The organism is Bacillus sp. JZ39 (assembly GCF_053903145.1).
In genome coordinates, this window is record NZ_CP096389.1 from 3234302 (window position 1) to 3246507 (window position 12206).

Genomic DNA, 12206 nt, shown 5'->3' on the forward strand with positions numbered 1-12206 from the left:
GTCAGGACTGTTTTGTCCTTCTGCCTTCCTTCAAGAGCAGGTGAATAAAAAATAAAGGATAAATCAATAGATACCCATTAAACAGCCACCACACAAGATCAAAGTCACTGCTGAATGTCCAGAATGATAGCGCCTGCAGACCTGAACAACAGGTCAGCACAAGAGAAATCAGCGCCATCAGCTTCCAGTCAGCACGATTCACCCGCTGTAGGTACAAGCTGTACAACCCTGTGACAGAAATCAGGATATCCAGCGGAAAAAAAGACCAGTTCCAAGCGATCATAAACGGATGGTCATGATGTTTAAAAGCCCAGCTTTCCGGTATGAGCGAAAACCCGGCTGACAACCAGTACAAGATAAAACCGATATCAGTCACGAGAAAAAACAGCTTCATATATCTCATTTGTACTGCCCGCTTTTATGTACCGGCTCAGACACCGCAGCATGCTCGATCAGGTTTAAAGACACAACACCGGCAATAATCAATCCAATTGAAATGACTTTCATGACACTAACATGTTCTTGAAAAAACAAAAAACCAACGACTGTAATCAGGACAATTCCCATCCCTGACCATACAGCATAAGCAACTGATACATCAATGGATTTAAGCGTAAGCGTCAGAAAGAAAAGACTCCCTCCATAAAAGAAAATCAACAGCAAACTGGGAATAAGCTTTGTAAAACCAGACGATAGCTTCATGCTGACCGTTCCCGCAACCTCAAACAAAATCGCCAAGCATAGAAACACCCAATTCACGTGGCATCAGCCTCCTCATCAGCTGTTATACCGTTAAACAAAACATCTACAATTGATTCAAGAACCTCTCCTGTCGTGAACTGATGTTTCAGTGGATATTCAGGGTCATACACTTGATTGATGCTCCCTATATACATGTGAATAAACAGGTCCGGATTGATGTTTCTGATTCTCTTTTGCTGTTTGCACTCGTTTAATAATTCTAGGACAATGGCCCATTCTGCCTTAATAAACGTGTCTAATGTAAGCCACGCATCGTAATGGTATTTCTTTAGTTCATTTAATAATCCCATGTTCAGCAGTTCCATCCCCTGCGGAAGGCTGATCAGCATTTTTTTCACCTTTTCAAGCACATTTAAACTTTCATTTTCATAGATGTCTCTTTCCATTTGCTTCATTTCGGCTAAAAATTGTTCGACAACCGCCTCAACAAGCTGATCTTTAGATGAATAATATGCATAGAGCGTCCGTTTGCTCGTTCCCAGCGCTGCAGCCAAATCATTCATCGTAAATGAAAATCCTTTTTGCTTGATCAGCCGGAAAGTTTCCGCCAGAATTCTTTTATCCATATTAATCCCCCGCTTTCGGTACCAAGAAAACTATTTCGGTACCAATATTATACGGCAGAAATTTATGGAAATCAACAATACATAAAAAAACCTCTCCTGTTGGGAGAGGTTTAAAAGACACTGCGGACCAAACCGCCGTCTGCCCGAAGTGCCGCGCCATTGATCGCAGAGGAAAGCGGGCTGCTTAAAAATGTAACGAAGTGGGCGATTTCTTCCGGACGGATCAGTCTTTGAATAATAGATGTCGGCCGGTTTTCTTTCATAAAACGTGCCTCAGCTTCTTGAACAGTCAGGTTTTCACCAGGATACAGCGAGTTCAGCATGGTTTCCACACCCTCTGTTAAGGTAGAGCCCGGCATGACGGTGTTGACTGTGACATTCGTGCCGGTTGCCAGCTCCGCCAAACTGCGGGAAATGGACAGTTGCATCGTTTTTGTCGCACTGTAATGGGCCATTTCCTGTGACGGCATAATCGCCGCTTCACTGGCAATGAAAATCACACGCCCTTCTTTTTTCTCTATCATGTTATGCAAATACCTGCGTGTCAGCCTTACACCGCTCATAATATTCACTTCAAAAAAACGAAACCATTCATCGTCGGGAATATCAAAGTACTCCGCCGGTTCAAAAATCCCTAAATTGTTGACCAAAATATCAACCTCTGGATATGCCTGAAACAGCTCATTGCAGCCTTCTTCAGTTCCCAAATCAAATGCGGCCGGATAAAGAACCGCTTCAGCATGTTGTGTTTTCAGTTCATCTATCGTCTGATTCACTTTCTCTTCCCGGCGTCCGTTAATGATCACTGCCGCACCTTCTTCAGCTAACGAAGAGGCAATAGCTTTTCCGATCCCTGATGTCGAACCGGTCACCAGTGCGGTTTTTCCTTGTAAATTCAGCTTCATTATTCATCCCTCCGTTTTTGATTCCTCTTATTTATTGACAGAAATCTGATTGGTGAAACATCTGCTCTGCAATCAGTATGAAACAGCTGGGATCGAAATGGAAGTACGCACTTTTTGGTGCCTGTGGTTTGGAGAAAAAATAAAGCAGAACCTCTTAAGAGGTTCTGCTTTATTGTCAGTATGTATGGAGACGGTGGGAGTCGAACCCACGTCCAGAAACATCGATTACTTAAGCGTCTACGAGCGTAGCCTGCATATTTATGGTTTCACTCATCTTCTTGCCTGCGGGCGGGCCTTCCGAGAGCTAGTCTGTTCATCTCTTCTTACGTTCTCAGACAGGAACGCAAGCGTAGCCTACTTGGATGTGCTCTTCACAGACACATAGGCAATGTCAGGAAGAGCTCGCTGCGCTTATTAGGCAGCTAATGCTACGTTTTGGTTAAAACTGTTAGTTTTGCCAGTTATATTTAAGTGCGTGTTTACGAGATCGCCTCTCGGCTCGCAGCTCAAGCTCGATCCATCCCTGTCGAATCCGTAACGTCCCCTTGGTATAAGGGAAATACGGGAGAAAATATCAAGCTCTCACTCAAACTGGCTATAGTCTTATTATAACATGATCACGGCTCTTTTCAATTGTCAAATCCTTCAAATGAATGGCGTCGTGATCTGATCGTGAACACAGTATAGCACAGGCCTGATTTTCGAATCAAGCACTATGCCTTAGAAGCCTTTTTGACTGTCTCTGAACGCTCTTTCGATTTCCCGCTTCGCGTCCTTGCGCTTCAGATCTTCCCGTTTGTCATAGTTCTTCTTCCCTTTTCCAAGGCCGAGAAGCACTTTGGCAAAGCCGTTTTTTAAATACAGCTTCAGCGGAACGAGAGAATAGCCTTTTTCCTTTGTTAACCCGATCAGCTTATTAATCTCCTTGCGGTGCATTAACAGCTTTCTTGTCCGAAGCGGATCATGGTTATAGCGGTTTCCCTGCTCATATGGGCTGACGTGCATATTGTGGAGAAACACTTCTCCCCGTTCGATTTTGGCGAAGGAATCCTTAAGGTTTACGCGGCCGGCGCGAATCGATTTGATTTCGGTTCCTTGCAGAACGATGCCTGTTTCATAGGTTTCTTCTATAAAATAATCGTGATTGGCTTTCTTATTTTGAGATAATACTTTTCCTGACCCTTTTGGCATGCCAGAACCTCCTCTCTCTAAGGAAAAACTGTCCACCTTTTGCGATACGCTCTATTTTACCAAATGTCACGTACTGCTACAATGAAAAGCTGTTTCCGAAAGAAAGCAAATAGAGCGCTGCGGCCCTATTTGCTGGTTGAGCTGCTATTTCTTCTTTTTCCGTTTCTGTTTCGGAGCATTCTGGAAGCCGCGTTTTTTCTTTTTCTTCTTCGGCTTAGTGAACCACTCCCCTTTTTCCTCAGACGGAGCTGGAGAAACAGGTGTATTGGTGCTTTGAACACGTTTTCTGGCAGGCTTTCCGCGTTTTCTGCTCCGGCTGCTGTCCAATTCTCTCGGACGCCGCGGAGTGCCCTTCATGCCGACAATTTCAAAGTCGATATTGCGCTCATCTTTATTGACATCGACAACCTTGACTGTGATTTCATCCCCGATGCGGAAGACGTTGCCTGTCCGCTCGCCGATCATTGCGAAATGCTGTTCGTCAAAGCGGTAGTAGTCATCTGTCATAAAGCTGACGTGGACGAGTCCTTCAATTGTATTCGGCAGCTCGACGAACATTCCGAAGTTTGTCACAGAGCTGATCATGCCGTCAAACTCTTCACCGATTTTATCAAGCATGTATTCCGCTTTTTTCAGATCATCCGTCTCACGCTCGGCGTCAACTGCACGGCGCTCCATTGATGATGTATGTTCGGCGATATCCGGCAGGCGTTCAGCCCACTTTTCCTGAGTCGCTTCATCGACTTTGCCGTTGATCAAATACGTTCGGATCAGGCGGTGAACGATTAAGTCCGGATAACGGCGGATCGGCGATGTGAAATGCGTATAGAATTCCGTTGACAGACCGAAGTGCCCCAAGCTTTGCGGGTCGTATTTCGCCTGTTTCATCGAACGGAGCATAACAGTAGATATAACCGTTTCCTCTGGTCTGTCACGCACAGCGTCCAGAATGCTTTGCAGCGCGCGCGGATGAATATTCCCCGCCGTTCCTTTCACCACATAGCCAAATGTCGTCACAAATTCTAAAAACTTTTGCAGCTTTTCAGCATTCGGCTCTTCGTGAATCCGGTATATAAACGGGACGTTCATCCAATGGAAATGCTCTGCCACTGTTTCGTTTGCTACAAGCATAAATTCTTCAATCAGCTTCTCGGCGACAGAGCGTTCTCTGATCACAACGTCTTTAACCGCTCCTTCGTCATCAACAAGCACCTTTGCTTCTTTGAAATCAAAGTCAACGGCGCCGCGGTCCATCCGCTTATCGCGAAGAATTTGAGCCAGGCGCTCCATGTCTTTGAACATCGGAACAAGAGGCTCGTATTTTTGCTTCAGCTCTTCATCATCGTCAACAAGAATTTTATTCACATCTGAATATGTCATTCTTTCCGTTGTTTTGATGACACTTTGGAAGATCTCGTGCTCTGTCACCTGTCCCTGACTGTTAATTGTCATTTCACAAGAAAGCGTCAGGCGGTCAACCTTTGGATTTAAGGAGCAGATGCCGTTTGACAATCTGTGCGGAATCATCGGGATGACACGGTCAACCAGATACACACTTGTCCCTCTTTCAAGCGCTTCTTTGTCAATCGGCGAGTTTTCGGTTACGTAATGGCTGACATCAGCTATGTGAACGCCAAGCTTGTAGCTTCCATCATCAAGTTTCGTCACGGTAACTGCATCATCCAAATCCTTCGCATCCGCACCATCAATGGTGACAATCACCTGGTCACGGAGATCACGGCGGTCTTTCAGATCTTTTTCATCAATCGTGTCAGGCGTACTTGATGCCTGTTCCATCGCGTCAGCTGGAAATTCTCCCGGCAGGCCGTGCTTATGAATGACCGATAAAATATCAATGCCCGGGTCGTTTTTGTGGCCGAGAATGGTTTCAACCTCACCCTCTGCGTTCATGCGGCCTTCAGGATAGCTCGTCAGCTTGACAACAACCTTATGCCCTTCCGCAGCTCCATTTTTCCCATTTTTCGGAATGAAGATGTCACTCGTGATTTTTTTGTCGTCCGGAATGACAAAGCCGAAGTTTCTCGTTTCTGTATACGTGCCGACAACCCGCTGAATCGCTCTTTCTAAAATCCGTATGACGGTTCCTTCCTGCCTGGAGCCGCTTGACTGTGAATTCAGACGCACCATGACGATATCGCCGTTCATTGCCGTATTTAGCTCATTAGGCGGAATAAACACATCACTTAACGACGAATCCTCAGGCAGCAAAAAGGCGAATCCTTTCGCATGGGCTGAAATCTTTCCTTTTATTAAATTCATCTTCTCCGGAATGCCGTAGCGGTCGCTTCTCGTCCGTACGATAAGCCCTTTTTCTTCCAAGGCGACTAACGCTTTGACGAGCTCTTTAAACTCCTCGGCTTCCGTAATATTTAACATCTCCTCAAGTTCCTGAACGGTCAGAGGTTTGTACGCCTCTTCCTTCATAAACGAGAGAAGCTTTTCCATAAATGCTTCTTTTTCCATTATCCGACCTCCTGTTGATTACCAATCGAGCTTCTCTAAAAATTCATACACATCCTGATGGACGAGGTCACGTTCTTTGTCGAGTGTAATGACATGCCCTGATTCCTCGTACCATTTCAGCTGTTTATCATCAGTTTCCACTTCGTTGTAAATAATATTGGCGCTTTCGGTATTAATCATGTGGTCATGACGGGCCTGCACCACAAATGTCGGTGAATAAATCATATCGACATTATTCCGCACATCAGCAATTAAGTCTTGCAGCGCCTTGAGGGTATTCATCGGCGTTTTTTCGAATTCCTTCATTTCCTCTTCAATTTGCTCCGGGCTTTTCCCCTCAAACTTTTTGTAATTGCGAGCGTATGAAAGAACGCCTTGATACATGACCTCTTCACTCTTAATATGCATCGGTGCGCACATTGGGACAATTCCCTTTATGGGTACAGTGTAACCCAATTTCAGCGAAAAAACCCCGCCAAGCGACAGTCCGCAGGCAGCAATGCTCTCATAGCCTTCAGATTTTAAGTATTCATAGCCATCCATTACGTTTTTCCACCAGTCTTCGGGCCCCGTATGTACAAGTTCTTCAGGCGGGACGCCATGTCCTTCATATTGAGGCGCGTGGCACGTATAGCCGCGTTCATTCAAATATCGTCCCAGCATCCTTACATCCGCTGTATTGCCTGTAAAGCCGTGCAGCAAAAGCACCGCTTTGTCTCCGCCTTTAAATGTAAATGGTTTTGGTGTCACAACTTTCATGCTCATGTCTCCCTTTCTATCTGCACGATCATTATAGTTTTCCACAGTTTAATCAGAAAAAAACGTTTTGAATATCAGCCAGAAACGTGAAAAAGGCCTGACTTCACATCAGACCTTATACAAACATTGCCCTATAGGATATAAGCAAGCGCAATCGTTAACACGAAAAACAAGACTGCCAGCACTACCGTAATGCGGTGCAAAATTAAATCAAGACCTCTTGCTTTTTGTTTCCCGAAGAGCTGCTCCGCTCCGCCTGAAATCGCACCAGATAATCCGGCGCTTTTACTGGATTGAAGCAAAACGACAATAATAAGTGCAATGCTGACGATAACCAACAAGGTAATCAAAACTGCGTGCATCCCATACACCTCCAGACTCACTGGCTACATTACTTCTATTTTACATGAAAAGGGTTGGCATGTCACGCTGTATCAGACGCCAAAAGGCCGGATAAGACGTTTTATCTTGGTTACCCTATTCATATGAAAAGGTCAAAGGAGAAAAGCGATGCCGCTTATCAGCATAGACAGCAGGAAACATCTTTTTTATGAAGAATATGGACAGGGAATCCCTATCATTTTTATCCACCCGCCGGGCATGGGACGCAAGGTTTTTTATTATCAGCGCCTTCTATCCAAGCATTTCAGGGTGATTTTTCCCGATTTAAGCGGCCACGGTGATAGTGATCACATCGATCAGCCAGCGTCTATTTCCTATTACGCAAACGAGATCGCGCAATTCATGGACGCTTTGCACATTGATAAAGCTGTGTTATTCGGGTATTCTGCCGGAGGCTTAATCGCGCAGCATATCGGCTTTAACCGCCCGGACAAAGTGTCACACCTTATTCTGTCCGGCGCCTACCCAGCTGTTCATAACGTAATCGGCCAGAAGCTGCACAAACTGGGAATGTATCTGCTTGAAAAAAACCCCGGTTTGCTCATGAAAATCCTCGCTGGCAGCCACACAAAAGACAGACAGCTTCGCAGCATATTAACAGACCATATGAAAAAAGCAGACCAGGCCCATTGGCATCAGTATTATCTGGATTCGCTTGGCTACAACTGCATTGAACAGCTGCCCCGCCTAGACATGCCAATGCTGTTTATGTATGGCGGCCTGCGGGACTGGACCTTTACAAACGCAGGCTATTACCGAAGATCGTGCAGACATGCCGAATTTTTCAGATTGGAATATCAGGGACATCAATTGCCGACAAAACAATGGAAAACGTGCAATGAGCTGGTGACAGGGTTTGTGCTGACACATCATTCATAGGAATAGAAAACGCTTGGCTTCCTTGCGTTTTTTGTTACTTTATTGACTTTTGTCAATAAAGTCATAGTAAAAAAGATCCTCAAATTTCAAATTAAAATAGTGAAGCATTTTACCGATCACAAGCTGCCCCGGCCGTCTTTCTCCATTCAGCACGCGGCTCAGTGTGGCGGGTGAGACTCCGATTTCCAGCGCAAGCTGATTAAGGGAATAATCGTTATTAACCATATACTGCAAGACATAATCACGTCTAATCTGTATCTTTTCTACTGGCACTTTCCTCACCTTCCATTCCTGAAAAACTTTTTTCTATACTTTTACATTACGGCTTATGTTAACTTTTGTCAATACATTTCCAGTCTACCTATTCCCTTTAGTCAATAAACATACTAAAATATGAGTAACAGTGAGGGACGGGGTGAGATATATGGAAAGCTTTGGCGAACAATTACGGGCATTGCGTGAAGAGAGAAAGTTAACAGTCAACCAGCTGGCGACTTATTCAGGCGTAAGCGCGGCCGGCATCTCCAGAATCGAAAACGGAAAACGGGGCGTTCCCAAACCTGCCACCATCAAAAAACTGGCAGAGGCCTTAAAAATTCCTTATGAGGGGCTTATGTACAAGGCTGGTTACATCGAAGAAGTGCATGAAGCCAAGGCTCCTTATGAAACGAAGTGCAAGCTGCTCGAAAAAGCGGAGGCCTATGACCTGAAAAACCTTGCGCTTCTTGAGAACGAAAAATGGCAATATCTCAATAAAGAAGATTTGCTCATGCTGGATCATTATTTTTCGTTTATTTCAGACGAAGCCAAAAAACGGTCTGCTGATGACTGACTCTTGATAGAAATGTGAGGCGATAGACCATGTCACCGTTCGGACAGCAATTACGGGAGCTGCGCCGCGCCCGCAAACTGACAGTGAATCAGCTTGCGGTGTACTCAGGCATCAGCTCTGCCACCATTTCAAAAATTGAAAACGGCAAACGCGGGACGCCAAAACCCGCCACGATTAAAAAACTGGCAGCCGTCCTGAAAGTGCCGTACGAAAACCTAATGGCCGCCGCAGGCCATATTCAGGCCTTTCCTGAAGAAATCCGCGAAGCATCTGAAAGCTATCAATCCGTTTATGAAATTTACCAGACGGCTGTCACGCGCGGAGCGGAGCACCTCCCGATTTTCAATAGTCAAAAATGGGAACATCTCTCAAAGCAGGATATTGAAAATCTCAGCAAATACTTCGATTTTTTGTCTTCAGAAGCAAAAAAACGGGCCTCTTCCTCATAATCCCCTGTTTCTCTTTCTATATTTTATCAATCACGCTTGCATACCCTCCCTCGTTATTTGCGTTATAATAGTGACAGACGAGGTGAAAAGTATGAACCAATCAGAAATGTGTCCTAGATTTGAAAAAGCAGTCGACATCTTAAGTAAACGCTGGGTCGCTTTAATCGTATTTCAGCTCTTGAACGGGTCGCAGCGATTTAGCGAAATTGAAGCAGCACTTCCAAATCTAAGCGGCAGAGTTCTGTCAGAACGGCTGAAAGAACTTGAGCTTGAAGGAGTAGTGAAGCGGGATGTCATCCCTGAAACTCCGGTTCGCATCGAATATTCATTGACTGATAAAGGAAAGGCACTCGCCCCCATTCTAGGTGAGATTTCTAAATGGGCGACTGAATGGATTGACCCTTCCTTTCTTGACTAATTGCTAAAACGGTTCTGATCTCAAAGACGAGAAAAGAGCCGTTTTTTATTTTTTTCCAGGTAAAAAAACGATTTCTCAGCCGATATATAGTACATCCACACATTACGTTTTTAAAGGAGACCACTATATGCGACTGACGATTTCCCGCAAATTCAGCCTGGTATTTTTGACACTGATCCTGATCAATTTACTTGTAGGCGGAATAGGCGTTCTTAATATGCAGCATATCATTCAAAAAACAGATGAAATCAACACAAAATGGATTGACGGCATCAAAGGAATCACTTCAATTAATTATGTAACCGAGCACCTGTCTTCTAAAGAAAAGGACTTTCTGATTTATACAGACAAAAGCAAAATGGATACACTTGATCAAGAAATGAATCAAATCATGGAAGACATTAACCAAAAGCTCGATAACTACGAAAAAACGATCTCCACTGATAAAGAGCAGAAACTGTTCGAGCAGCTTCAAACTGAAGTGAATACCTATATGGATATTCATGCGCAAATTATCGAAAGCGGCCGCACGAATGACATGGACAAAGCAAGAGGTTTATTGGTCCAGACTGAGGCCAGCTTTGAGGATATGAAAAAAACAATCACTCAGCTTGTTGACTTAAATCAAGAAGGCAGCAACACAGCGGTAAAAGAAACGAAGGCCGTCTATCATAAAGGGCTCATTTACACTGCTTTGCTTGTGGCAGCATCGATCCTCATCAGCATTTTCATCTGGCTTTATATCACGCGAAACATTGTAAAGCCTATCATTCGCATGAAGGAATCTGCCAATCATATTGCCGAAGGCGATCTGTCGAACGATATGGAGCCGCTCAACTCAAAAGACGAGCTAGGTGATCTGAATGAAGCGCTGCAAAAAATGGTAGGGAATCTGAGAGATATTGTCGGATATTCTAAAGACATATCAAGCCGGGTTCTTTCTTCTTCACAGGTGCTTGCAACCGCAACGAATGAAACAAGATCCGGCAGCAAACATATTACCGAGACGATGAACGAAATGGCTGAGGGCTCTGAACAGCAGGCCCAAGACGCCGTGACGATTGCCGAATCGATGAATGAGTTCACTGAAAGCATTGATAAAGCCTATAATCACGGCATCACCATCAGCGATACGTCTCAAAACGTTCTCGAACTCGCGGTAAGCGGAAACGAAAATATGGCTACGTCATTACAGCAAATGAAAACCATCCATCATATTGTTGAAGAAGCCGTGCATAAAGTGAGATCACTGGAACAGCATTCTCAGGATATCAACAAGCTCGTTCAAGTCATCAACGGGATTGCCGAGCAGACGAATTTGCTGTCCCTTAACGCCGCGATTGAAGCTGCCCGCGCAGGAGAAAGCGGCAAAGGCTTCGCCGTTGTGGCAGAGGAGGTCAGAAAGCTGGCTGACGGCGTTTCTGATTCCGTGCAGGATATTACCCGGATTGTAGGCGGGACACAGCAGGAGATCCACACTGTCATTACGTACTTGGAAAGCAGCTTTACAGAAGTCGAAAAAGGAACGGAAAACCTGACAGACACCGGACAGGCTATGCGGCATATCAAGCAATCCGTCACTCATGTTGCAGACAGCATTAAGGAAGTAACGGATGGCCTGAAGCAGTTAACAAACCAATCGATTACTATCAATCAATCGATTGAAAATATCGCTTCTGTATCCGAAGAGTCGGCCGCCGGCATTGAAGAAACATTTTCAATAACCGAGCAATCCGCCCATTCGATGGATCAAGTGCTTCAAAATGCTGAAGAGCTTGAGCAGCTGGCGAAGGAGCTTAATGAGAAGATGGGGCAGTTTACGATTTAAATAGAAAAAAGAGGCTGGACTCCAGCCTCTTTTTTCTATTCTATGCAGCTGATGGAACGTGTTTCGCCCCGGTTCTTTTTTTCTTCACCGGACTTAATGCCCGCTCCAGCCAGGCCATGAGCAAATCCGCCCCTACCGCCATCACCGCAGTTGGTATCGCTCCGGCTAGAATAATCGCAGTTCCGTTTGTCGCGTTTGAGCCGCGGACGATCATGTCCCCAAGGCCTCCGGCACCGACAAATGTGCCGATCGCTGTAATTCCAATGGCAATGACGAGAGCCGTGCGAAGGCCCGCCATAATGACAGAAAGTGCGAGCGGGAGCTCAACCATTCTGAGCACTTGGAATTTCGTCATGCCCATTGCTTTTCCCGATTCTAAGTAGGCATGCTCAATACTGATAATGCCTGTGTACGTGTTTCGAATAATCGGCAGCAGGGAATACAGAAATAATGATAGAATCACGGTATTTGCGCCGAGCCCCATAACAAGCATTAAGACGGCCAGCATAGCGAGCGCCGGGATTGTTTGAATAACGTTTGTTACGGCAAACACCCAGGCTGACAAACGGCGAAAATGCGCGATGAGGATTCCGGCCGGAACCCCGACGACAGCGGCAAATAAAACGCCGTAAGCCGACATGAGAAAGTGGCGGCCGAATTCATCCATGACGTAACTGCCATTGTGCGCGTAATACGTCATTAACTGTTCAAGCACGTTCATTGACCTCTTC

15 protein-coding genes and 1 other RNA gene are annotated in these 12206 nt (G+C 45.3%); 5 read left to right on the forward strand and 11 right to left on the reverse strand.

What is annotated here, in order from left to right; all coding sequences use genetic code 11:
- Window position 1: 1 nt before the first annotated feature.
- The 9 genes from M1D65_RS16630 to secG form a co-directional block, all read right to left on the reverse strand.
- Window positions 2–403 carry a YvaD family protein gene (locus tag M1D65_RS16630; RefSeq protein ID WP_003242541.1) on the reverse strand — a complete coding sequence of 134 codons (402 nt, stop codon included), beginning with the start codon at window positions 401–403 and terminating at the stop codon, window positions 2–4.
- Window positions 400–759, reverse strand: coding sequence for a DMT family transporter (locus tag M1D65_RS16635; RefSeq protein ID WP_003228392.1), 360 nt, complete (start codon window positions 757–759; stop codon window positions 400–402). The genes M1D65_RS16630 and M1D65_RS16635 overlap by 4 nt, the downstream gene beginning before the upstream one ends.
- A complete protein-coding gene (locus M1D65_RS16640; RefSeq protein ID WP_032722523.1) occupies window positions 756–1328 on the reverse strand; it encodes a TetR/AcrR family transcriptional regulator in 573 nt (190 codons plus the stop codon). Before M1D65_RS16640 ends, M1D65_RS16635 begins: the two co-directional genes overlap by 4 nt.
- A gap of 110 nt (window positions 1329–1438) precedes the next feature.
- Window positions 1439–2233, reverse strand: coding sequence for an SDR family NAD(P)-dependent oxidoreductase (locus tag M1D65_RS16645; protein ID WP_003228388.1), 795 nt, complete (start codon window positions 2231–2233; stop codon window positions 1439–1441).
- A 182-nt stretch (window positions 2234–2415) separates the two neighbouring features.
- Window positions 2416–2778, reverse strand: a transfer-messenger RNA (tmRNA) gene (gene ssrA, locus M1D65_RS16650).
- A gap of 175 nt (window positions 2779–2953) precedes the next feature.
- Window positions 2954–3424: an SsrA-binding protein gene (gene smpB / locus M1D65_RS16655; protein ID WP_003220025.1), complete on the reverse strand. Its 471-nt coding sequence runs from the start codon at window positions 3422–3424 to the stop codon at window positions 2954–2956.
- A gap of 144 nt (window positions 3425–3568) precedes the next feature.
- Window positions 3569–5908 (reverse strand): ribonuclease R, encoded by a 2340-nt coding sequence (gene rnr / locus M1D65_RS16660; protein WP_021480613.1) that lies wholly within the window; start codon window positions 5906–5908, stop codon window positions 3569–3571.
- An 18-nt stretch (window positions 5909–5926) separates the two neighbouring features.
- Window positions 5927–6667, reverse strand: a complete 741-nt coding sequence (locus M1D65_RS16665; protein ID WP_003242610.1) for an alpha/beta hydrolase — start codon at window positions 6665–6667, stop codon at window positions 5927–5929.
- Window positions 6668–6798: 131 nt separating this feature from the next.
- A complete protein-coding gene (gene secG / locus M1D65_RS16670; RefSeq protein ID WP_003220028.1) occupies window positions 6799–7029 on the reverse strand; it encodes a preprotein translocase subunit SecG in 231 nt (76 codons plus the stop codon).
- 148 nt (window positions 7030–7177) lie between these two features.
- Between secG and M1D65_RS16675 the strand changes: the two genes are divergently transcribed.
- The gene (locus M1D65_RS16675; protein ID WP_049139742.1) at window positions 7178–7948 is read left to right on the forward strand and encodes an alpha/beta fold hydrolase; all 771 of its coding nucleotides are present in this window, start codon (window positions 7178–7180) and stop codon (window positions 7946–7948) included.
- A 39-nt stretch (window positions 7949–7987) separates the two neighbouring features.
- On the opposite strand, the gene M1D65_RS16680 is transcribed toward M1D65_RS16675, so the two are convergent.
- Complete coding sequence (locus tag M1D65_RS16680; RefSeq protein WP_003220031.1) at window positions 7988–8221, reverse strand: helix-turn-helix domain-containing protein; 234 nt, start codon at window positions 8219–8221, stop codon at window positions 7988–7990.
- 151 nt (window positions 8222–8372) lie between these two features.
- Here M1D65_RS16680 and rghR point away from each other — a divergent pair, with 151 nt between their 5' ends.
- From rghR to M1D65_RS16700, 4 genes are all read left to right on the forward strand, one after another.
- On the forward strand, window positions 8373–8780 hold the full coding sequence (gene rghR, locus M1D65_RS16685; protein ID WP_014665397.1) for a transcriptional repressor RghR: 408 nt from the start codon (window positions 8373–8375) through the stop codon (window positions 8778–8780).
- Between the two features lie 29 nt (window positions 8781–8809).
- The gene (locus tag M1D65_RS16690) at window positions 8810–9229 is read left to right on the forward strand and encodes a helix-turn-helix domain-containing protein (RefSeq protein ID WP_014480905.1); all 420 of its coding nucleotides are present in this window, start codon (window positions 8810–8812) and stop codon (window positions 9227–9229) included.
- Window positions 9230–9320: 91 nt separating this feature from the next.
- Window positions 9321–9647, forward strand: a complete 327-nt coding sequence (gene catR, locus M1D65_RS16695) for a catDE operon transcriptional regulator CatR (RefSeq protein ID WP_003242888.1) — start codon at window positions 9321–9323, stop codon at window positions 9645–9647.
- Window positions 9648–9774: 127 nt separating this feature from the next.
- Window positions 9775–11475 carry a methyl-accepting chemotaxis protein gene (locus tag M1D65_RS16700; RefSeq protein ID WP_021480615.1) on the forward strand — a complete coding sequence of 567 codons (1701 nt, stop codon included), beginning with the start codon at window positions 9775–9777 and terminating at the stop codon, window positions 11473–11475.
- Between the two features lie 40 nt (window positions 11476–11515).
- Here M1D65_RS16700 and opuBD read toward each other — a convergent pair whose 3' ends face one another.
- Window positions 11516–12196: a choline ABC transporter permease OpuBD gene (opuBD, locus tag M1D65_RS16705; RefSeq protein WP_124072720.1), complete on the reverse strand. Its 681-nt coding sequence runs from the start codon at window positions 12194–12196 to the stop codon at window positions 11516–11518.
- Window positions 12197–12206 lie beyond the last annotated feature (10 nt).

Bases quoted from the DNA above. Each gene is read 5' to 3' on its own strand.
- M1D65_RS16630 (WP_003242541.1), bottom strand. From the start codon at position 403: ATGAGATATATGAAGCTGTTTTTTCTCGTGACTGATATCGGTTTTATC.
- M1D65_RS16640 (WP_032722523.1), bottom strand. From the start codon at position 1,328: ATGGATAAAAGAATTCTGGCGGAAACTTTCCGGCTGATCAAGCAAAAA.
- M1D65_RS16645 (WP_003228388.1), bottom strand. From the start codon at position 2,233: ATGAAGCTGAATTTACAAGGAAAAACCGCACTGGTGACCGGTTCGACA.
- smpB (WP_003220025.1), bottom strand. From the start codon at position 3,424: ATGCCAAAAGGGTCAGGAAAAGTATTATCTCAAAATAAGAAAGCCAAT.
- rnr (WP_021480613.1), bottom strand. From the start codon at position 5,908: ATGGAAAAAGAAGCATTTATGGAAAAGCTTCTCTCGTTTATGAAGGAA.
- M1D65_RS16665 (WP_003242610.1), bottom strand. From the start codon at position 6,667: ATGAAAGTTGTGACACCAAAACCATTTACATTTAAAGGCGGAGACAAA.
- secG (WP_003220028.1), bottom strand. From the start codon at position 7,029: ATGCACGCAGTTTTGATTACCTTGTTGGTTATCGTCAGCATTGCACTT.
- M1D65_RS16675 (WP_049139742.1), top strand. From the start codon at position 7,178: ATGCCGCTTATCAGCATAGACAGCAGGAAACATCTTTTTTATGAAGAA.
- rghR (WP_014665397.1), top strand. From the start codon at position 8,373: ATGGAAAGCTTTGGCGAACAATTACGGGCATTGCGTGAAGAGAGAAAG.
- M1D65_RS16690 (WP_014480905.1), top strand. From the start codon at position 8,810: ATGTCACCGTTCGGACAGCAATTACGGGAGCTGCGCCGCGCCCGCAAA.
- catR (WP_003242888.1), top strand. From the start codon at position 9,321: ATGAACCAATCAGAAATGTGTCCTAGATTTGAAAAAGCAGTCGACATC.
- M1D65_RS16700 (WP_021480615.1), top strand. From the start codon at position 9,775: ATGCGACTGACGATTTCCCGCAAATTCAGCCTGGTATTTTTGACACTG.
- opuBD (WP_124072720.1), bottom strand. From the start codon at position 12,196: ATGAACGTGCTTGAACAGTTAATGACGTATTACGCGCACAATGGCAGT.